This is a genomic window from Pseudomonas sp. NPDC087817 (assembly GCF_044742875.1).
GTDB lineage: Bacteria > Pseudomonadota > Gammaproteobacteria > Pseudomonadales > Pseudomonadaceae > Aquipseudomonas.
In genome coordinates, this window is record NZ_JBIUVJ010000005.1 from 88,057 (window position 1) to 108,763 (window position 20,707).

Below are 20,707 nucleotides of genomic sequence, written 5' to 3' on the forward strand. Positions count from 1 at the left end.
GGTTACCGGTTTCGAGCGCTCAGGCCGAGTTTCTTTATACAAACGGACGTAATCAGTGGCTTTTTTGTTGCTCGATTTGTCTCTAACGGTAATACACAGCGTCTTAAATGCTCTAATTGCCCATCGCGTCTTACAGAAGAATCGTTTCTCTCATGGATTTCAAACAGCTCTGGCTCAAAGCCCAGGACCTCTGGGGCACCCTCGAACAGCATCCGTTCCTGCAGGCCGGCCTCGCCTTGACCTTGCTGCTGGTGATCGCGCTGGTACTCGGACGAGTGGCGCGTTATCTGATCCTGCACACCAGTCGCATGCTCGGTCGCCAGCCGTCCCTGCACTGGATCAACGACTTTCGCCACAACAAGGTGTTTCAGCGCCTGGCGCAGATGACGCCGTCGCTGGTGATCCAGTTCGGCCTGCACCTGGTGCCGGAGCTGAGCAAAACCGCGATGACGTTCCTTGGCAACGTCGCGCTGTCGTTCACCATTCTGTTCCTGCTGCTGTCGATCAGCGCCCTGCTCAATGCCTTGCTCGACATCTATGCGCGCACCGAACACGCCCGTACCCGCTCGATCAAAGGCTACGTGCAACTGGCAAAAATGGTCTTGTACGTGTTTGGCGCGATCATCATCGTCGCCACGCTGATCGACCGCTCGCCGCTGTTGCTGCTGTCCGGTCTTGGCGCGATGTCGGCAGTGATTCTGTTGGTCTACAAGGACACTCTGCTGTCGTTCGTTGCCAGCGTGCAACTGACCAGCAACGACATGCTGCGGGTCGGCGACTGGATCGAGATGCCGCAAGTCGGCGCCGATGGTGACGTGGTCGACATCACGTTGCACACGGTCAAGGTGCAGAATTTCGACAAGACCATCGTCTCGATCCCGACCTGGCGGCTGATGTCCGAGTCGTTCAGAAACTGGCGCGGCATGCAGCAGTCCGGCGGGCGACGGATCAAGCGCAGCCTGTTCATCGACGCCAGCGGCGTGCGTTTCATCCGTGACGATGAAGAAGAGAAGTTGAGCCAGGTGCATCTGCTGACCGGCTACATGAGCCGCAAGAAAGCCGAGCTCAAGGCGTGGAACGAGGCGCAGGGCAACGTCGCGGCAATGTCGGCCAACCGCCGGCGCATGACCAACATCGGCACCTTTCGCGCTTATGCGCTGGCGTATCTGAAGAGTCATGTCGAGGTTCAGCCGAACATGACCTGCATGGTCCGGCAGATGCAGACCACGGCGCAGGGCATTCCGCTGGAGATCTACTGCTTCACGACGACCACGGTGTGGGCCGATTACGAGCGGATTCAGGGGGATATTTTCGATTATCTGCTGGCGGTGCTGCCGGAGTTTGGTTTGAGCCTGTATCAGCAGCCGAGTGGTGGGGATTTGCGTACCGGGTTGCTGCCGGCGGTGTTGGGCTCGGCGCATATTCCCGAACCTGAAAAACATCTGATGTAACTTCACTGAAACCTGTGGGAGCGGGCTTGCCCGCGATGAGGGAGTGTCAGCGAGAAACCCATCGTCTGGTACTTCGCTATCGCGGGCAAGCCCGCTCCCACAGAGATATTTGTCAGTCGGAAGTCAGCTGGTGACTGGTGATTTGCGGATACCCAACCGACTGATCCACACCGCTGCCAGGATCACACTCCCGCCAAGGAACAACCTGCCCAGTTCCTCATGCTGATTCCAGATCAGCAGGTTAAGCAAAAGCCCCACCGGCACGTGCAGGTTGTTCATCACCGCCAGCGTGCCGCCGTTGACCATGCACGCGCCCTTGTTCCACCAGTACATACCCAGCGCGGTCGAGACCAGGCCGAGGAACAGCAGCACGCCCCATTGCAACGGCGCTTCCGGCAGGAAGTTGGCCTTGCCGAACATCAGGAATGCCGGCAAGACCACCGCCAATGCACCGAGGTAGAAAAAACCGAAGCGCCGGTAATGCGGCAGATCGCTCGGGTGTTTCGCCACCAGATGCTTGTACATCACCTGCCCTGCCGCGTAGGTGAAGTTGGCCAGTTGCAGCAGCAGGAAACCCATAAAGAAGTCCGGATTGATGCTATCGAAGCGAATTACCGCCGCGCCGCCCACCGCCACCAGCGCCGCAATCAGCGCCCACGGATTGAAGCGGCGGTTCAGCGCGTCTTCGATCAGCGTCACATGCAGCGGCGTGAGGATGGTGAACAACAACACTTCCGGCACCGTCAGCACGCGGAAGCTCAGATACAGGCAGACGTAGGTCACGCCGAACTGCAACGCGCCGATCAGCAGCATGCCGCGCATGAACGCCGGTTCCACCGAGCGCCAGCGCGTCAGCGGGATGAACACCAGCCCGGCCAGCACCACACGCACCAGCACTGCGAAGTAACTGTCGACATGCCCGGCCAGGTATTCGCCGATCAGGCTGAAGGAAAACGCCTGGATCAGCGTGACAAAAAGTAGATAGCCCATGGTCGCCTCTGTTTCGAATGGCGGCGACGATAGCGGGTTTTGCGCCAGACCGCGAACCCTCAAACAACACAAATCCCCTGTGGGAGCGAGCTTGCCCGCGATGAGGGTGTGTCAGGCAATTTGATGTGTCTGAATGACCGCCATCGCGAGCAGGCTCACTCCTACAGGGGTTCTACGTCGTTCACTGAATCGTGGGCAAAAAAAAGCCCGATCTCGCTAAGGCGTTCAATCGGGCTACAGCACTCAGGAGCAACAAGTGCAAAGGGAGGTTCGATGCGCGTAGAGCCTTGAAGGGGTTGCGCCAGGTCACTAAAACAATCGGCGATTATCTGGCGATTAACATATCAAGCGACCTGGGACAGCTTGGCGTTGGCCTGATTCAAGCCTTTCTCCTGGAAGTCGCCGCCAAGGTTCATGCCTTCGGCGTGAATGAAGGTCACGTCGTGGATGCCGATGAAACCCATGACCTGACGCAGGTACGGTTCCTGGTGATCAGCCGGGCCACCGGCGTAGATGCCGCCCCGTGCGGTGAGCACATAGGCACGTTTGCCGCTGAGCAAGCCTTGCGGACCGGTTTCGGTGTACTTGAAGGTCACGCCGGCACGCAATACGTGGTCGAGCCAGGCCTTGAGGGTGCTCGGGATGGCGAAGTTGTACATCGGCGCGGCCATGACCAGTACGTCGGCGGCCAGCAATTCATCAGTCAATTCGTTGGAGCGGTCAAGCGACGATTGCTCGAGGGCGTTGCGCTGTTCGGCGGGTTTCATCCAGCCGCCCAGCAAATTGATATCCAGGTGTGGCACCGGGTTCACGGCGAGGTCACGTACGGTGATCTGATCGGCAGGGTGCGCGGCTTTCCACTGACTGATGAAGGTCTGGGTCAGTTGACGGGATACCGAGTCTTGCTGGCGGGCGCTGCTTTCGATGATCAGAACGCGGGACATGTTGTGTAGCCTCCATCCGAGAATGTTGTAGGTCGATGGAGTGAAGGTTAAACAGAGTCGAATCGATGAAAAAGCGCAAATAATTGCTGCAAAGCATCGAATAATTCGTTTAGATGCACCTAAACCCTGTGGGAGCGAGCCTGCTCGCGAAGGCGGTGTGTCAGCCAAGGAATGTGTTTACTGACACGCCGCCTTCGCGAGCAGGCTCGCTCCCACAGGTAAATACGGTGTTATTTCGGGGTGCAGGTCAGGTTGATGCGCAGCTTGATGATCTCGCGGGTGAACTTGGCCGTGGCGTTTTTATGTTTGCCGGCAGGCACGTCGATGGTGCGGGTGCGCGGCGCCTCCGGCCCATTGTTGAACACCGCTTTGCAGGTCGCATCGACATCACCGTAGTTGCTCACTCGTATGGAGCCGATGTCGTTGTCCGTATCGAAGGACTCGTAATCGATCTTCATGCCGTTGAGGTTTTTCTGCACATCGATCGGATACGCAAACGCCGTCAGCGGCAGCAGCGCCAGCAACACACAACAGAATTTTTTCATTCGGCAGTCTCCATGAGGGACCGCCAGCTTAGGACAAGAGGAGCTATTGATGAAAGCGCCCCGCGTGACCCTTGATCAATGGCGAACATTGCAGGCTGTGGTCGACCACGGCGGCTTTGCGCAGGCCGCCGAGGCCCTGCACCGTTCGCAATCGTCGGTGAGCTACACCGTCGCCCGCATGCAGGATCAGCTTGGCGTGCCGTTGCTGCGCATCGACGGGCGTAAAGCGGTGCTCACCGAAGCCGGCGGCGTGTTGCTGCGCCGCTCGCGGCAACTGGTGAAACAGGCCAGCCAACTGGAAGACCTCGCCCACCATATGGAACAAGGCTGGGAGGCCGAAGTGCGGCTGGTGGTCGACGCGGCTTACCCGAGCGCACGCATCGTCCGCGCGTTGACCGCGTTCATGCCGCAGAGCCGTGGCTGCCGCGTGCGTCTGCGCGAGGAAGTATTGTCCGGCGTTGAGGAAGTGCTGCTCGAAGGCGTGGCCGATCTGGCCATCACCGGCATGGGCATCCCCGGCTACCTCGGCGCGGAATTGAGCGACGTCGAGTTTATCGCCGTGGCCCATCCCGACCATGCCCTGCATCGGCTCAATCGCGAGCTGAGCTTCCAGGACCTGGAAACCCAGATGCAGGTGGTGATCCGCGACTCCGGCCGCCAACAACCACGGGACGTCGGCTGGCTCGGCGCCGAGCAGCGCTGGACCGTCGGCAGCCTCGCCACCGCCGCGACGTTTGTCAGCAGTGGCCTGGGTTTCGCCTGGCTGCCACGACACATGATCGAACGCGAATTGAAAGAAGGCACGCTCAAGCTGCTACCGTTGGATCAGGGCGGCAGCCGCAACCCGAGTTTCTATCTGTATTCGAACAAGGACAAACCGCTTGGCCCGGCCACGCAAATCCTCATTGAATTGCTGCGTACCTTCGACACCTTGCCGCTGGACGCACCGTTCGCCGCCCCCGAACAAGCCTGACACGGAGTTCACCGATGGCGTATTTCGAGCATGAAGGTTGCAACCTGCACTACGAGGAATATGGCCACGGCACACCGTTGCTACTGGTTCACGGGCTCGGTTCAAGCACGCTGGACTGGGAAATGCAGATCCCGGCGCTGGCCGCCCACTACCGGGTGATCGTCCCTGACGTGCGCGGCCACGGCCGCTCCGACAAGCCCCGCGAGCGCTACAGCATCGCTGGTTTCAGCGCCGACATGCTGGCGCTGATCGAGCACTTGAACCTCGGCCCGGTGCACTACGTCGGGCTGTCGATGGGCGGCATGATCGGCTTCCAGTTCGGCGTCGATCAGCCGCAACTGCTCAAAAGCCTGACCATCGTCAACAGTGCGCCTGAGGTGAAACTGCGCAGCCGCGACGACTACTGGCAGTGGTTCAAGCGCTGGAGCCTGATGCGCGTGCTGAGCCTGGCGACCATCGGCAAAGCCCTCGGCGGTAAACTTTTCCCGAAACCCGAACAGGCCGATCTGCGGCAGAAAATGGCCGAACGCTGGGCAAAAAACGACAAACGTGCTTATCTCGCCAGCTTCGATGCGATTGTGGGCTGGGGGGTTCAGGAACGACTTTCCCGAGTGACCTGTCCAACCCTCATCGTCAGCGCCGACCGTGACTACACACCGGTGGCACTGAAAGAAACCTATGTAAAACTGCTGCCCGATGCGCGGCTGGTGGTGATCGCCGATTCACGCCACGCCACCCCGCTCGATCAACCCGAACGTTTCAATCAAACGCTGCTGGAGTTTCTCGCCGCAGCCGATATTCAATCTCAGGATCACTGACCCATGCTGAAAAAACTCGCCCTCGCCGCCGGTACCGTGCTGTTCGCTGCCAACCTGATGGCGGCCACGCCAGCCAAGGCACCACACGTGCTGCTGGACACCACCAACGGCCAGATCGAAATCGAGCTGGACCCGGTCAAGGCGCCGATCAGTACCAAAAACTTTCTCGATTACGTCAACAGCGGCTTTTACACCAACACGATTTTCCACCGTGTGATCCCGGGTTTCATGGCTCAGGGTGGCGGTTTCACCCCGCAGATGCAGCAGAAAGACACCAAGGCACCGATCAAGAACGAAGCCAGCAACGGCCTGCATAACGTTCGCGGCACCTTGTCGATGGCGCGCACCTCCAACCCTGACTCGGCCACCAGCCAGTTCTTCATCAACGTGGCTGACAATGCTTTCCTCGATCCGGGTCGTGATGCCGGTTACGCGGTGTTCGCCAAAGTGGTCAAGGGCATGGACGTGGTCGACATCATCGTCAACTCGCAGACCACCACCAAAAGCGGCATGCAAAACGTGCCAGTCGACCCTGTGATCATCAAGTCGGCCAAAGTCATCGACTAAGCTCTGCAGGGCGTATCGAGCGGCGCTGGCCTGATCCCGCGCCGCTCACACCGATAAAAGGAGAGCCCGTGCTCCGGGCGGTTATCTGATGCTCTATCGCCGTTTCGAACAACTGATCGACATTTTTCGTGAAGCCCCGACGGCGTCTCCGCCGGACCGCGTTCTCCCCTTCTACACCTATTACCTGAAGCAGGTCTGGCCAAGTTTTGCCGCCCTGCTCGTCGTCGGCCTGTTCGCCGCGCTGATCGAAGTGGCGCTGTTCAGTTACCTGAGCCGCATCATCGACCTGGCCCAAGGCACACCGAACCCGAATTTCTTCAGTGACCACGCCCTTGAACTGACGTGGATGCTGGTGGTTGCGCTGGTGCTGCGGCCGATCTTCTTTGGCCTGCACGACCTGTTGGTACATCAGACCCTGAGCCCGGGCATGACCAGCATGATCCGCTGGCAGAACCACAGTTACGTGCTCAAGCAGAGCCTGAATTTCTTCCAGAACGACTTCGCCGGACGCATCGCCCAACGCATCATGCAGACCGGCAACTCGCTGCGTGACTCGGCGGTGCAAGCGGTGGATGCGCTGTGGCATGTGGTGATCTACGCGATCAGTTCGCTGGTGTTGTTCGCCGAGGCCGACTGGCGCCTGATGATCCCGTTGCTGACGTGGATCGCCGCGTACATCGGCGCGTTGTATTACTTCGTGCCACGGGTGAAGGATCGCTCGGTGGAAGCCTCCGACGCGCGCTCGAAACTGATGGGCCGGATCGTCGATGGCTACACCAACATCGCCACGCTGAAGCTGTTCGCCCACACCAATTTCGAACAGCATTACGCGAAAGAAGCCATCGAAGAACAAACGGTCAAGGCGCAAATGGCCGGCCGCGTGGTCACCAGCATGGACGTGGCGATCACCGCCATGAACGGCTTGTTGATCGTCGGCACCACTGCGCTGGCGCTGTGGTTGTGGACGCAATCGCTGATCAGCGTCGGCGCCATCGCCCTGGCCACCGGCCTGGTGATCCGTATCGTCAACATGTCCGGCTGGATCATGTGGGTGGTCACCGGCATTTTCGAGAACATCGGTATGGTGCAGGACGGTCTGCGGACCATCTCGCAACCGGTCAGCGTCACCGATCACGAACAGGCCAAACCGCTGGATGTGGCCCGTGGCGAAGTGCGTTTCGAGCACGTGGATTTTCACTACGGCAAGAAGAAAGGCATCATCGGCGACCTCAACCTGACCATCAAACCGGGCGAAAAAATCGGCCTGATCGGGCCGTCCGGCGCCGGCAAATCGACCTTGGTCAACCTGCTGTTGCGCCTGTACGACGTCGAAGGCGGGCGCATTGTGATCGATGGGCAGAATATCGCCGAAGTCGGCCAGGAAAGCCTGCGCGCGCGCATCGGCATGATCACTCAGGACACTTCGCTGTTGCACCGTTCGATCCGCGACAATTTGCTCTACGGCAAACCCGACGCAACGGATGCAGAGCTTTGGGACGCGGTGCACAAGGCCCGTGCCGATGAGTTCATTCCGTTGCTGTCGGACGCTGAAGGCCGTACCGGTTTCGATGCGCACGTTGGCGAACGCGGAGTGAAGTTGTCCGGCGGCCAGCGTCAGCGCATCGCGATTGCCCGCGTGCTGCTCAAGGACGCGCCGATCCTGATCATGGACGAAGCGACCTCGGCACTGGACTCGGAGGTCGAAGCGGCGATTCAGGAAAGCCTGGAAACCCTGATGCAGGGCAAAACCGTGATCGCGATTGCCCACCGCCTCTCGACCATCGCGCGCATGGATCGGCTGGTGGTGCTGGAAAACGGCAAGATCGCCGAGAGCGGCACCCACGCCGAACTGCTGGCCCACCGTGGGCTGTATGCGCGGTTGTGGGCGCACCAGACCGGGGGGTTTGTCGGGATCGATTGATCTTCTCATGATCGTTCCCACGCTCCGCGTGGGAATGCAGCCCGTGACGCTCCGCGTCACTGGACGCAGAGCGTCCCTTGAGGCGTTACCACGCAGAGCGTGGGAACGATCATCACAGGGGATTCGCCGAATCCCGACTGGATAAAACCGCCACAGCCCGCCAACCACGGGCGCTGGCGGTTTTTTTGTGGCCGCTGGAAATCCATAAAAACCCTGCTGTACTCAGCCAAGGCTCCAGCACGGAACCTGTCGTAAGTCTGCAGGGATGCACAACTCGATGCGGTCTCGATAGCACGTCTATCAAGGACTCTCTCATGTCTCTGTTCAAACGTTCAGTTACTGAGTTGTTGGGTACATTCTGGTTGGTATTGGGAGGTTGCGGCAGCGCCGTGATCGCCGCTTCATCACCTTTGGGAATTGGGGTGCTGGGGGTCGCCCTGGCGTTTGGTCTGACGGTACTGACCATGGCGTTCGCCATTGGCCACATCAGCGGATGCCACCTCAACCCGGCGGTCTCGGTCGGGCTGGTGGTCGGCGGTCGGTTTCCGGCCAAAGAACTGCCTGCCTACATTATTGCCCAGGTACTCGGCGCGATCCTCGCGGCAGCGCTGATCGCGCACATCGCCAGCGGCAAGGAAGGCTTCGACATCGCCGCCGGTCTGGCCTCCAACGGTTATGGCGAATACTCCCCCGGCAAGTATTCGATGGCCGCAGGCTTCGTCACGGAACTGGTGATGACCGCGATGTTCGTGATCATCATTCTCGGCGCCACCGATAGACGCGCTCCGGCGGGGCTGGCCCCGATTGCCATTGGTCTGGCACTGACGCTCATTCACCTGATCTCGATTCCTGTGACCAACACTTCGGTCAACCCGGCGCGCAGCACTGGCCCGGCGCTGATTGTCGGCGGCTGGGCGATCGCGCAGTTGTGGATGTTCTGGGTCGCGCCGCTGATTGGCGCGGTAGTCGGTGGCGGGATCTATCGCTGGTTGGGCAAAGAGGAGTCCTGAAGACACGGAAATCCCTTTGTAGGAGTGAGCCTGCTCGCGAAAGCGGTCCGCCTGACAGTGATGAGGTGACTGAAAGACCGCCATCGCGAGCAGGCTCACTCCTACAAGGATCTATGTTTGGCGGTAGGGCAAGGCTGCTCTGGCCTCTTCGGCGTAGGCCAAGACACCAGCGCGTTCCTGGTGCAGGAAATCCTTCACCGCCGCTTTCAAACCCGGATGGCGCAGGTAGTGCCACGAATGGGTGATCACCGGTTCAAAACCGCGAATCAACTTGTGCTCGCCCTGAGCGCCGGCGTCGAAACGCTGAAAACCGTTGGCGATCGCGTAGTCCATGCCTTGATAAAAACAGGTCTCGAAGTGCAGTCGATCAAACTCGGCGAGACAACCCCAGTAACGCCCGTAGAAGCTGTCGCCCCCCACCAGACTGAAGGCCATCGCGACCGGCCGTGAGCCCTGTCTGGCCAGCACCACACGGATCGCCTCGGGCATGCGTTCGGCCAGCAAACTGAAAAACTCCCGGGTCAGGTAAGGCGTTTGTCGCCGCACCGCGTAGGTGTTGGCGTAGCAGGCGTAGACGAAATCCCATTGCGCCTCGTCCAGTTCACGCCCCTCAAGCCATTCAAATTGAAAGCCCTGCCCCGCCACCTGCTCACGCTCTTTGCGCATCTGCTTGCGCTTGCGCGAACTGAGCACGTCGAGAAAATCCTGGAAGTCGCGATATCCGCGATTTTGCCAGTGGTACTGACAGCCGATGCGCTGCAGCCAGCCCGGCTGCTCGGCCATTGCGGCATCGGTAAACGGATCGGTGAAATTGATGTGCGCGCTGGAAAGCCCTTCGATTTCCAGATAACCCGGCAGGCTCTTGAGCAACTCGAAACCGTCCTCGACGTTGGCGGCCAACAGCCGCGGCCCGCTGACCGGACTGAACGGCACCGCCGTCAACAGCTTGGGGTAGTAATCGATTCCGGCACGCGCGCAGGCATCGGCCCAGCCATGATCGAACACATACTCGCCATAGGAATGCCATTTGCGATAACTGGGCAACGCCGCGATCAATCGCCCGTCTTCGATGTGCAGCAAATGCTCGGGCTGCCAACCGGTGTGGGGGCCCACGCTACCGCTGTCTTCCAGAGCGCTGAGAAAGGCGTGACGCAGAAATGGCTGAGTGTCGGGCACCAGCGCGTCCCACATCGCCGGAGCGATTTCAGACAGGTTTTGCAGGCATTGCAACGGCATCGACAAGCTCTCCACAACTGGGTTTCAGCGCCCGGCGAGTATCGCCGATTGCGTTGCATTGCACACCCGCAATCGGCCGACAGCGCTCTAGATCAATAGTTCACGGCAAATGCGCATCGTCATCAACCTGCCATCACCGTGCCACTGCTCTGTCATAAACCATCGCGATACTGGCGCCTGTTTTTAGAGCGCCGGGTTCTACCCGGACACTGTTTTCCGACCTTCAACCGTCGGTTGTGCCCAGGATGGTTCAGCCATCCCTCTCATCTTCGGAGATTGCTATGCGTCTTGCTTCCACGAAAACTGCGGCGGCCCTGTGCGGTGGCCTGTTGCTGGCCATGAGTGTTCCGGCCAGTGCTGCAGTCGACGCCAAACTGCTCGACATGCTCAAGGCTAACGGTTCGATTTCCCAGGCGCAGTACATTGAACTGCAAACTGAACTGGCCAAGGATCAGAAGGCTCAGCAAATCGCGCAGCAGGCGCAGCAAGAGACCAACGAACAAGTCGCGGCTGTCGCGAAGAAGACCAATGAACAAAGCGCCTTCGACCAGAAACTGGCCTGGGCCGCCAAGACCCAGTTCAAGGGCGATGTGCGTTTCCGTCAGGAAACCATCAAGATCGACGGCGAACCGAACAACGGTGGCCGCGACAAGGACCGTCAGCGTATCCGTGCCCGCCTCGGTGCCTACACCGAGATCAACCCGCAAGTCGACACCGGTATCCGTATCGCCACCGGCGGCGGCGATGATGCCCGTTCGACCAACCAGGACCAGGACAACTACTTCGACAAGAAGCAGATCTGGCTTGACCTCGGTTACATCGACTACCACCCCGATCAGATCAAGAACCTGCACATCATCGGCGGCAAGATGCTGCAACCGTGGGTCAGCATGGGCGACGTGATCTGGGACAGCGACATCAACCCGGAAGGTCTGGCCGTTACCTACAAATACCCGCTGGGCAGCAGCGCCGAACTGTTCGGCAGCCTGGGTAACTACAACCTCAAGGACAACGTCGATGGCGATGGCGTGCAATTCCGTCACGACCTGCGTCTGACTTCCGGTCAGTTGGGTAGCCGCTTCAGCATCACCGACAACCTGAAAGTGACTTTGGGCGGCAGCATCTACGCCTACCAGAACGATGAAGACAGCCGTTGCACCGGCACTTCCACGCCGTGCGCCTTGGCGGTCAACGGCAACTCGGCCAACAACGAATTCCGTCTGTATGAAGGGTTCAGCCAGGTCGACATCGGTGGTCTGCCGATGCCATTGTCGTTCTACGGCCAATACGTGAAGAACAACGATGCGGTGACCGATCAAGACACCGCGTGGCTGTTGGGTGCCAAGTCGAAAGTCTTCGGCCTGAACCTCGATTACAACTATCGTGACGTGCAGCGCAACGCCGTGGTCGGCGCCTTCACCGACTCCGACTTCGCCAACGGCACCACTGGTTCGCGCGGTCACAAGTTCAAGGTCGGTTACGACATCGACAAGAACTTCGCCATCGGCGCTACCTACTTCCTGACCAAGGCTGACTTCGCCAGCCGTACTCAGCGTGACGCAGACGCCAACACCCTGCAGCTGGATGCGGAAGCCAAGTTCTAAAACGCGTCACCCTGTAGTCTGGCGCGGGTGGGGCGATCCCCATCATCCGTTCGCTTCACCCACGCCGGGCTATTTCTGCAGGATGCAAAAGCCCTCCTACAGGGGCTTATCTTTTCGCCGCTGTTCAGCCATGCGCTGAGCCAAGGCATCCACACCCTCTTGCGGTTTTTCCGGCATCGCCTTCAGCGTGGCTTGCATCAAACGCATCTGACGAATGAAACGCCGGCAGTTCGGGCAAAACATCAGGTGATGGCGCACCATCAGGTTTTCCCGAAAACTCAGTTCGCCATCGAGATAATCGCTGGAACGCGCCACTTGCTCCTTGCAGGTCAACATTCTCCTGTCTCCTCAAAATGCTCCACGGTCGCAAAGACCTTCAAACGTGCCCGATGCAGCAGCACGCGGACATTGGAGAGCGAGATCTCCAGAAGATTACAGATCTCTTCCAGCTCCAGACCCTGACGTTCGCGCAGCAGCAACACACTGCTTTGCAGTTCCGACAGGCTCAACAGCGTGTGCTCCAGGCATTCGCGCAGTTCGCCTTCGGTCAGCAGCGCTTCGGGGGTGTCCTGATGCCAGGCAAATGGTGCGACCAGCCAATGACCGTCGCCGGTCGAGAAGCGGTCGTCATCAATGGTGCCGTGGGGCGACGGCAGGTCATCCATCAGCACTTCGCGGCGATTGAGTTTGTAACGACTCTTGGCCGAGTTGGCGGTGATGGTCAGCAACCAGGTCTTGAGACTGGAGCGGCCCTCGAAGCTGCCGATATGGCGTACCACCGACAGCCAGGCATCCTGCACCACTTCTTCGACGTGACGCTGGCCAACAATCGCATACGCGACAGCGCGCATCGCGCTCTGATACGTCGTGACCAGCTCCTTGAAAGCCTTTTGCTCGCCTGCCAGCAAACGTGCAAGCAGTTGGGTGTCGTCAGCCGCCATCCATCAATCTCCTTGTTCCGACGTCGAAAATGACTGCGGCAGGATTCGCCAAAAGCGTCTCCTGCCGCGATTTCCGAAAACTACAGCGTTGCAGCCGATTCGGATGTAGGAAAGATCAGCGCGATTAAGCGGAAATTAAACCGCTTTTCAACGCTTGCGCAGAATCACACTGCCGATCGAGTAACCCGCACCGAACGAACTCAGCACCGCCAGCGAACCGCTCGCCAGATCATCCTGATACTTGTGGAAAGCAATCACAGAACCTGCGGAGCTGGTGTTGGCGTAGGTGTCGAGGATTACCGGTGCTTCTTCTTCGGTAGCCTCGCGGCCGAGCAGTTTGCGCACGATCAGGTGGTTCATGCTCAGGTTGGCCTGGTGCAGCCAGAAACGCTTGACGTCGCCGACGTTGAGCTTGTTCTCCTCCAGATGTGCAGCGATCAGTTCGGCGACCATCGGGCAGACATCCTTGAACACCTTGCGACCTTCCTGCACGAACAGCTTGTCGCGGGCGCCGATGCCCTCTTCCGCCGCGCGGTTGAGGAAACCGAAGTTGTTGCGGATGTTGTTGGAGAACTTGGTCAGCAGTTTGGTGCTGACCACATCGAACTGGTGTTTGGAGGTCGCGGTGTCTGCGCGCTCGATGATCACCGCAGTCGCGGCGTCGCCGAAGATGAAATGGCTGTCGCGGTCACGGAAGTTCAGGTGACCGGTGCAGACTTCCGGGTTGACCATCAGGATCGCCCGGGCCTGGCCCAGTTGCACGGTGTTGGCGGCTTGCTGAATACCGAAGGTGGCCGACGAGCAGGCCACGTTCATGTCGAAACCGAAGCCTTGAATGCCCAAGGCTTCCTGGACTTCGATGGCGATGGCCGGGTAGGCGCGCTGCAGGTTGGAGCAGGCCACAATGACGCCGTCGATGTCAGCGGCGGTTTTGCCGGCGCGCTGCAAGGCTTGTTCGGCAGCGCCGATGGCCATTTGGCAGAGTACCGACCATTCGTCGTTGGAGCGCTCCGGCAGACGCGGGGCCATGCGCTGCGGATCAAGGATGCCGTCCTTGTCCATGACAAAGCGGCTCTTGATGCCCGAGGCTTTTTCGATGAATGCGGCGCTGGATTCGGTCAGAGCCTGGATTTCGCCGCTGGCGATGGCGTCGGCGTTGTCCGCGTTGAACTGCGCGACGTAGGTATTGAAAGACTGCACCAGCTCTTCGTTGGAGATGCTGTTGGCCGGGGTGTACAGGCCGGTGCCGCTGATGACGACGTTATGCATGGTCGTTTCTCTAATCTGTTCAGGCAGAAAGTGCTGGAACCGTCGTACCAACACACAAAGGGTCTATTCCCATCAGGGGGGACGCAAACCTGGCATCGCTTTATTCCGCTCCGTGACCGCGCCAAAGGCTCTGGGTCGCGAAACCGGCGTTTATGGTCGCGAAGTTTGCCATAAACCCGAGGTTTTGGCCCCTTTCTCAACTTCAACACCCGCTCCATGTGGGAGCGAGCCTGTGTGGCGAGGGGATTTATCCCCGATCGACTGCAAAGCAGTCGCCAAACCATCAAACTCATTTCAACTGAAGGGCTGAGATGATCGATTTTGGGGCGGCTTCGCCCCCCATCGGGGATAAATCCCCTCGCCACAAAAGCCCGCCCCCACAAGGGGAGTTGCGTATCCTCAAGATCACGGTTCGACCTGGGTCCACTGCTTGTTCAGGCGTTTGTCGGAGATCGGTACTTTCGTGCCCAACTGCTGGGCGAACAGCGAAACCCGGTATTCCTCCAGCCACCAGCGATACAGCTCAAGCTGCGGATCGCGTTTGCCTTCCTGGGCATGCTTGGCCGCGCGAGTCTGGTATTGCGCCCAGAGCCCGGCGAGTTCGCCACTCCAGACGCGATCCTTCTGCACTTGCGCGCCGAGTTTTTCGAAACGCTGCTCGACTGCCTTCAGGTAACGCGGCAGCTCTTTAAGCCACTGCATCGGCGTTTCCCGGACAAACCCCGGATAAACCAGATGGCTGATCTGCTGCTTGATGTCGTTCAACGCCACGGCTTGCGCCAGATCGATCTTGCCTTTGAAGCGTTTTTGCAGACCGTGCCAGATCTTCAGGATGTCCAGGGTCAACCGCGCCACACGCTCGGCGTGCTCGGTCCAACTGCCGCGTTTGCGTTCGGCCAGTGCCGCCAACCCGGCGCCATCTCGCGGCAACGGGTCTTCACCCTCCAGAATGCAGCTGTCGAGGCTGGCCAGCAGAATGTCTTCGACCAGTGCATCGACCCGGCCCAACTCGCGATAGAGCAAGCCCAGTTCAGTCTGCCCCGGCAATTTGCCACGCAGAAACTTGGCCGGCTCGGCCAGTTGTTGCATCAACAGACGCTGCAACGCACGACGATGCTGGAACTCGGCTTCGGCCGGGGTCGAGAACCGCCCTTCCTTGACCGTGCCGCCCTCTTCCACCAGCGCCGGATAGACCGTCATCGACAGCCCGGCGATCTTCTGTTGAGTCTTTTCCGCCACTGGCGCGAAGACCTTCGCCTCCACCGGTTGCTGACTTTTCGCACTCTGCGGCACTGCCAACGCCGCCTGACTGGCTTCGGCAAAACGCGCGGTCAGCTCAGCGAGATCACGTCCTTCGCCGAGGAATTTGCCTTGGCCATCGACGATTTCCAGGTTCATTCGCAGATGCCCTTCGACGCCTTGCTCAGCTTCGGCCCACGCCTCATCGCTGACCCGCGCACCGGTCATGCGCAGCAGCTCACGCCCGAGCGCCTGCGGCAATGAACCGTCGGCAAAAGTCATGCGTTGCAGCGCAGCCTTGATGAAGTCCGGCACCGGCACGAAGTTCTTGCGCAGCGCCTTCGGCAGGTTGCGCACCAGCGCGATGCACTTGGCCTCGATCATTCCCGGCACCAGCCACTCCAGACGCTCCGGCGGCAGCATCGGCAGCAGCGGCGCCGGCACGCGCAGGGTTACGCCGTCACGCGGGTGGTTGGGTTCGAAGTGATAGGTCAGCGCCAGTTCCAGATCGCCGATGTGCAGGGTGTCCGGGTAATCCCGCGCGGTAACTTCACTGGCCTCGCGTGCCAGCACGTCTTCTTCGCGCATGATCAACAGCTGCGGATCTTTCTGGCTGTTGATGCGATACCAACTGTCGAACGTCGCCGTCTGATGAATCTCTGCCGGCAGCCGCGCATCGTAGAACGCGTAGAGGGTTTCTTCGTCGGCAAGAATATCGCGGCGACGAGCCTTGGCTTCCAGTTCGTCGAGCTGCTCCAGCAATCGCTGGTTGGCGCTCAGGCACTTGGCTTTCGACTGAATCTCGCCACGCACCAGACCTTCACGGATGAACAGTTCACGCGACACCACCGGATCGACCGGGCCGTAATGCACCGGTCGACGGCCAACCACGATCAGCCCGAACAGGGTGATCTGCTCGAACGCCACGACCTGACCGCGCTTCTTCTCCCAGTGCGGTTCGAAGTGGTTTTTCTTGATCAGGTGCCCGGCCAACGGCTCGATCCAGTCGGCGTCGATCTTGGCGACCATGCGCGCATAAAGCTTGGTGGTTTCCACCAGCTCGGCGGTCATCAGCCATTGCGGGCGTTTCTTGCCAATGCCCGACGACGGGTGAATCCAGAAGCGTCGCTGACGGGCGCCGAGGTAATCACCGTCCTCGGTTTTCTGGCCGATCTGGCTGAGCAGACCGACCAGCACCGCTTTGTGCAATTTCGGGTAATCCGCCGGCTCTTTGTTGAGGCTCAACTGCATGTCGCGGCAGATCAGGCTCAACTGGCGGTGGGAATCGCGCCACTCGCGCAGACGCAGGTAATTGAGGAAGTTCTTCCGGCACCAGTTGCGCAGCGGGCTCGCGGTAAGGGCCTGGCGCTGTTCTTCAAAACCGCGCCACAAATTGACCAGTCCGGCGAAGTCGGAATCAGTGTCTTTCCATTGCGCGTGGGCCTGGTCGGCAGCTTGCTGACGCTCCGGCGGACGCTCGCGCGGATCCTGAATCGACATGGCACTGGCGACGATCAGCACTTCCTGCAGGCTGCCGAGCTTCGCCGCTTCGAGCAGCATGCGGCCCATGCGCGGGTCCACCGGCAGACGCGCCAGTTGGCGGCCCAATGGCGTCAGCTGACTGTTGCGATCCACCGCCGAGAGTTCTTGCAGCAGGTTGAAACCGTCGCTGATCGCCTTGCCGTCCGGCGGCTCGATAAACGGGAATGCAGTGATCTCGCCGAGGCGCAGATGGAGCATCTGCAAGATCACGGCTGCAAGGTTGGTACGCAGAATCTCCGGATCGGTAAATTCCGGACGGCCGAGGAAATCTTCTTCGCTGTACAAACGTATGCAGATGCCCGGCTCAACCCGACCGCAACGGCCCTTACGCTGGTTGGCGCTGGCCTGGGAAATTGCTTCGATCGGCAAACGCTGCACTTTGGCGCGATAGCTGTAACGGCTGATGCGCGCAGTGCCGCTGTCGATCACGTAGCGGATGCCCGGCACGGTCAACGAGGTTTCAGCAACGTTGGTCGCCAACACCACACGACGGCCCGAGTGCGACTGGAAAATCCGCTGCTGTTCGGCCGGCGACAGGCGTGCGTACAGCGGCAGAATTTCAGTGTGTTTGAGCTGGGCTTTACGCAGCATGTCCGCTGCATCGCGGATCTCGCGCTCACCGGGCAGGAACACCAGCACATCGCCAGGACTGCGGCGTTCGCTGCGCTCGTAAGCGGCGATTTCATCGAGGGTGGCGAGAATCGCCTGATCCACGGTCAGGTCGTCTTCGACGCGGTTGCCCTCTTCGTCCTGCTCCAGGGTCAGCGGGCGATACCAGGTGTCCACCGGGAAGGTGCGACCGGAGACTTCGACAATCGGTGCGTCATCGAAATGTTTGGAGAAGCGCTCCAGATCGATGGTCGCCGAGGTGATGATGACTTTCAGGTCCGGACGACGCGGCAGTAGGGTTTTCAGGTAACCGAGGAGGAAGTCGATGTTGAGGCTGCGTTCGTGGGCTTCGTCGACGATGATCGTGTCGTAGCGCTCCAGATACCGGTCGTTCTGGGTTTCCGCGAGCAAAATGCCGTCGGTCATCAGTTTGATCAGGGTGTTGGAATCGCTCTGATCCTCGAAACGCACCTGATAGCCGACCAGCGCCCCGAGCGGCGTGGCGAGTTCTTCGGCAACGCGGCTGGCGACACTGCGGGCAGCGATCCGCCGTGGCTGGGTATGACCGATCAGGCCATGCTGGCCGCGACCGATTTCCAGACAGATTTTCGGCAACTGCGTGGTTTTGCCCGAACCGGTTTCGCCGGCGATGATCAGCACTTGGTGCTGTTCCAGCGCTTTTTTGATTTCGTCGCGCTTGGCGGCAATCGGCAGGCTGTCGTCGTAACGAATCACCGGCAGGCTGGCGCGGCGCGCCAGCACTTGATCACAGGACGCCTGCATGCGCGTCACCCACTGGGCCAGCTTGGCTTCGTCAGGTTTCTTGCGCAGCTCAAGCAACTGCCGCCGCAGCCGGTGGCGGTCGGCGAGCATGGCGTGATCGAGGTTTTTCAGCAGTTTGTCGATGGAGGGCGATTCGTCGGTCATCGGGTACGCAATTCGGTCGTCTATTTGTGCAGGGGGCGGATTGTCGCAGATTTGCGGCACTGAACACGACTGCGAGGTGCTCTTGTGGCGAGGGGATTTATCCCCGATCGGCTGCGCAGCAGTCGCCGACTGGATATCAAAGTCGATCTGGGGCGTCTGAGTTGAATGGTTTTGGGGGGCTTCGCACCCCATCGGGGATAAATCCCCTCGCCCAATGTGTTCAGGGGGAGTTATTCGTTATCCAGGCCCTTGCGCCGATACGGAAAGACGTCGATGACCTTCCCCGCCCGAATCGCCTCCTGCAACCCCTTCCAGTAATCCGCGTTATACAACTCCCCATGCAACTGATCGAACAACTTGCGCTGCCCCGAATCGGCAAACAGAAACGGCGGAAACTCCTCGGGGAACACATCCAGCGGCCCGATCGAATACCACGGCTCCGAGGCCATTTCATCTTCCGGCGTACGCGGTGCCGGAATGTGGCGAAAGTTGGCCTCGGTCAGAAAGCAGATCTCGTCGTAGTCATAAAACACCACACGCCCGTGCCGCGTGACGCCGAAGTTCTTCAGCAGCATGTCGCCGGGAAAGATGTTCGCCGCCGCCAATTGCTTGATCGCCAGACCGTAGTCTTCCAGCGCCTCACGCACTTGCGCTTCGTTGGCGTTTTCCAGATACAGGTTGAGCGGCGTCATCCGCCGCTCAGTCCAGCAGTGGCGAATCAGCACGGTATCGCCCTCCACCGAGACCGTAGACGGTGCGACTTCGAGCAATTCCTCAAGGCACGCCGGATCGAACTTGCTCAGCGGAAAACGAAAATCGGCAAACTCCTGGGTATCGGCCATGCGCCCTACCCGGTCGACACTCTTCACTAGTCGGTACTTCTCGATCACCGTGGCGCGGTCGACGTTTTTTGACGGCGAAAAACGGTCCTTGATGATCTTGAACACGGTGTTGAAGCCCGGCAGGGTGAACACACTCATGACCATGCCGCGCACACCGGGAGCCATGATGAATTGGTCGTCGGTGTTGGCCAGGTGGTTGATCAGCGCCCGATAGAACTCGGACTTGCCGTGTTTGTAGAAGCCGATCGAGGTGTACAGCTCGGCGATGTGCTTGCCCGGCAGGATGCGCCGCAGGAAACCGATGAACTCCGCCGGTACCGGCACATCGACCATGAAGTACGAACGGGTGAAGGAGAAGATGATCGACACATCGGCTTCGTCGGTGATCAACGCGTCGATCTGAATCCCGCGTCCCTCGCGGTGCAGCAGCGGAATCACCAGCGGCCACTGTTCGTCGCGGGTATAGATGCGCCCGACCAGGTACGCGCCTTTGTTGCGGTATAGCACCGAGGAAAACAGCTCGACGCTCAGTTCCGGGTCCTTGCACACCCAATCCGGCAGGTTCTCGCGCAGTTGCGTTTCGAGGCGGCGCAGGTCGCCCGGCAGGTCGGCGTAATCCTCACTGAAGCGGTAGTCGGCAAAAATGCTCGCGAGCATCCCCGACAACTGGCCCTGGGGTTTGTAGGTGCGGGTTTGCGCGGCCCGGGCACGCCGCAGGCTCGGGCGCGTGGTGTGGATGAACATGCAGCCGTCGCTGATCAGGTCATGGCTGAACAGCCCGCAGAAAATCGAGTTGTACCAGGTCTCGGACAGCTCATCGTCGAAACGCAGGTCGATGACGCTGATGTAGGCGCTTTTCACCAGCGGCCAGCAGCTGACATTCATCAGCGCTTCGTCATCGAAATACTCGCGCAGGCGGGCGATGGTTTCGCTGACCTTTTCTTCGTAGAGGTTGATCCGCGCCGCCGATGCGGTTTGGGTCTCCTGCCAGCGCGCCTGCTCGAAACGCTCCCGGGCACCGTCGGTGATCCGGCGGAAATGCTCGCGGTAGTCGTCAAAGCCATCGAGGATCATGCGGGCGATGTCGGTGGCGGGCCATGGCTGCGGCATAGATAAGACCTCAACGTGCATTCGGAAGGCTTGAGCTTAGCCACGGAACAGACCTGAGGAGAAGTGCAATTTCTGCCAAAACTGAAGCACAGGCGTACGTCAGTGCGTTTTTTCGCCGGGCAGTGGTCGGGAAAAATTAATTGCCCGATTGGCGGTTGCCATTGGCAAG

Annotated in this window: 16 protein-coding genes; 7 read left to right on the top strand and 9 right to left on the bottom strand. The window is 59.8% G+C overall.

The annotated features are described in order from the left end of the window. Positions 1–152: 152 nt before the first annotated feature. Positions 153–1,451 carry a mechanosensitive ion channel family protein gene (locus tag ACIONG_RS07095; RefSeq protein ID WP_401297683.1) on the top strand — a complete coding sequence of 433 codons (1,299 nt, stop codon included), beginning with the start codon at positions 153–155 and terminating at the stop codon, positions 1,449–1,451. A gap of 123 nt (positions 1,452–1,574) precedes the next feature. On the opposite strand, the gene ACIONG_RS07100 is transcribed toward ACIONG_RS07095, so the two are convergent. From ACIONG_RS07100 to ACIONG_RS07110, 3 genes are all read right to left on the bottom strand, one after another. Continuing rightward, positions 1,575–2,441, bottom strand: a complete 867-nt coding sequence (locus ACIONG_RS07100) for a carboxylate/amino acid/amine transporter (RefSeq protein ID WP_401297686.1) — start codon at positions 2,439–2,441, stop codon at positions 1,575–1,577. A 344-nt stretch (positions 2,442–2,785) separates the two neighbouring features. Then, positions 2,786–3,385 carry an FMN-dependent NADH-azoreductase gene (locus ACIONG_RS07105; RefSeq protein ID WP_401297689.1) on the bottom strand — a complete coding sequence of 200 codons (600 nt, stop codon included), beginning with the start codon at positions 3,383–3,385 and terminating at the stop codon, positions 2,786–2,788. 230 nt (positions 3,386–3,615) lie between these two features. After that, entirely contained in the window at positions 3,616–3,930 is a 315-nt protein-coding gene (locus ACIONG_RS07110; protein WP_103306175.1) for a 3-phosphoglycerate kinase, read from the bottom strand. Positions 3,931–3,979: 49 nt separating this feature from the next. On the opposite strand from ACIONG_RS07110, the gene ACIONG_RS07115 reads away from it, so the two are divergent. The 5 genes from ACIONG_RS07115 to aqpZ all read left to right on the top strand — a co-directional run bounded on the left by ACIONG_RS07115 (position 3,980) and on the right by aqpZ (position 9,219). Then, positions 3,980–4,903, top strand: coding sequence for a LysR family transcriptional regulator (locus tag ACIONG_RS07115; RefSeq protein WP_213027873.1), 924 nt, complete (start codon positions 3,980–3,982; stop codon positions 4,901–4,903). Positions 4,904–4,917: 14 nt separating this feature from the next. After that, positions 4,918–5,721 (top strand): alpha/beta fold hydrolase, encoded by an 804-nt coding sequence (locus tag ACIONG_RS07120; RefSeq protein WP_103306173.1) that lies wholly within the window; start codon positions 4,918–4,920, stop codon positions 5,719–5,721. A 3-nt stretch (positions 5,722–5,724) separates the two neighbouring features. After that, positions 5,725–6,288: a peptidylprolyl isomerase gene (locus ACIONG_RS07125; protein ID WP_103306172.1), complete on the top strand. Its 564-nt coding sequence runs from the start codon at positions 5,725–5,727 to the stop codon at positions 6,286–6,288. 88 nt (positions 6,289–6,376) lie between these two features. Further along, on the top strand, positions 6,377–8,209 hold the full coding sequence (locus ACIONG_RS07130; RefSeq protein ID WP_103306171.1) for an ABC transporter ATP-binding protein: 1,833 nt from the start codon (positions 6,377–6,379) through the stop codon (positions 8,207–8,209). Positions 8,210–8,523: 314 nt separating this feature from the next. Then, a complete protein-coding gene (gene aqpZ / locus ACIONG_RS07135) occupies positions 8,524–9,219 on the top strand; it encodes an aquaporin Z (RefSeq protein ID WP_401297696.1) in 696 nt (231 codons plus the stop codon). Between the two features lie 111 nt (positions 9,220–9,330). On the opposite strand, the gene ACIONG_RS07140 is transcribed toward aqpZ, so the two are convergent. Continuing rightward, positions 9,331–10,455, bottom strand: a complete 1,125-nt coding sequence (locus tag ACIONG_RS07140) for a GNAT family N-acetyltransferase (RefSeq protein WP_401297699.1) — start codon at positions 10,453–10,455, stop codon at positions 9,331–9,333. 281 nt (positions 10,456–10,736) lie between these two features. On the opposite strand from ACIONG_RS07140, the gene ACIONG_RS07145 reads away from it, so the two are divergent. Then, positions 10,737–12,059 carry a putative porin gene (locus ACIONG_RS07145; RefSeq protein WP_213027870.1) on the top strand — a complete coding sequence of 441 codons (1,323 nt, stop codon included), beginning with the start codon at positions 10,737–10,739 and terminating at the stop codon, positions 12,057–12,059. Positions 12,060–12,155: 96 nt separating this feature from the next. Here the strand turns inward: ACIONG_RS07145 and ACIONG_RS07150 are convergent, their stop codons facing one another. The 5 genes from ACIONG_RS07150 to aceK form a co-directional block, all read right to left on the bottom strand. After that, on the bottom strand, positions 12,156–12,395 hold the full coding sequence (locus tag ACIONG_RS07150) for a zf-HC2 domain-containing protein (protein WP_401297702.1): 240 nt from the start codon (positions 12,393–12,395) through the stop codon (positions 12,156–12,158). Further along, positions 12,389–13,000 carry an RNA polymerase sigma factor gene (locus ACIONG_RS07155; RefSeq protein ID WP_401297705.1) on the bottom strand — a complete coding sequence of 204 codons (612 nt, stop codon included), beginning with the start codon at positions 12,998–13,000 and terminating at the stop codon, positions 12,389–12,391. Before ACIONG_RS07155 ends, ACIONG_RS07150 begins: the two co-directional genes overlap by 7 nt. A 147-nt stretch (positions 13,001–13,147) precedes the next feature. Then, positions 13,148–14,269, bottom strand: coding sequence for a beta-ketoacyl-ACP synthase III (locus ACIONG_RS07160; RefSeq protein ID WP_213027868.1), 1,122 nt, complete (start codon positions 14,267–14,269; stop codon positions 13,148–13,150). Positions 14,270–14,674: 405 nt separating this feature from the next. Then, positions 14,675–18,586: an ATP-dependent RNA helicase HrpA gene (gene hrpA / locus ACIONG_RS07165; protein ID WP_401297709.1), complete on the bottom strand. Its 3,912-nt coding sequence runs from the start codon at positions 18,584–18,586 to the stop codon at positions 14,675–14,677. A gap of 230 nt (positions 18,587–18,816) precedes the next feature. Beyond that, positions 18,817–20,538 (bottom strand): bifunctional isocitrate dehydrogenase kinase/phosphatase, encoded by a 1,722-nt coding sequence (gene aceK / locus ACIONG_RS07170; protein ID WP_401297712.1) that lies wholly within the window; start codon positions 20,536–20,538, stop codon positions 18,817–18,819. Positions 20,539–20,707 lie beyond the last annotated feature (169 nt).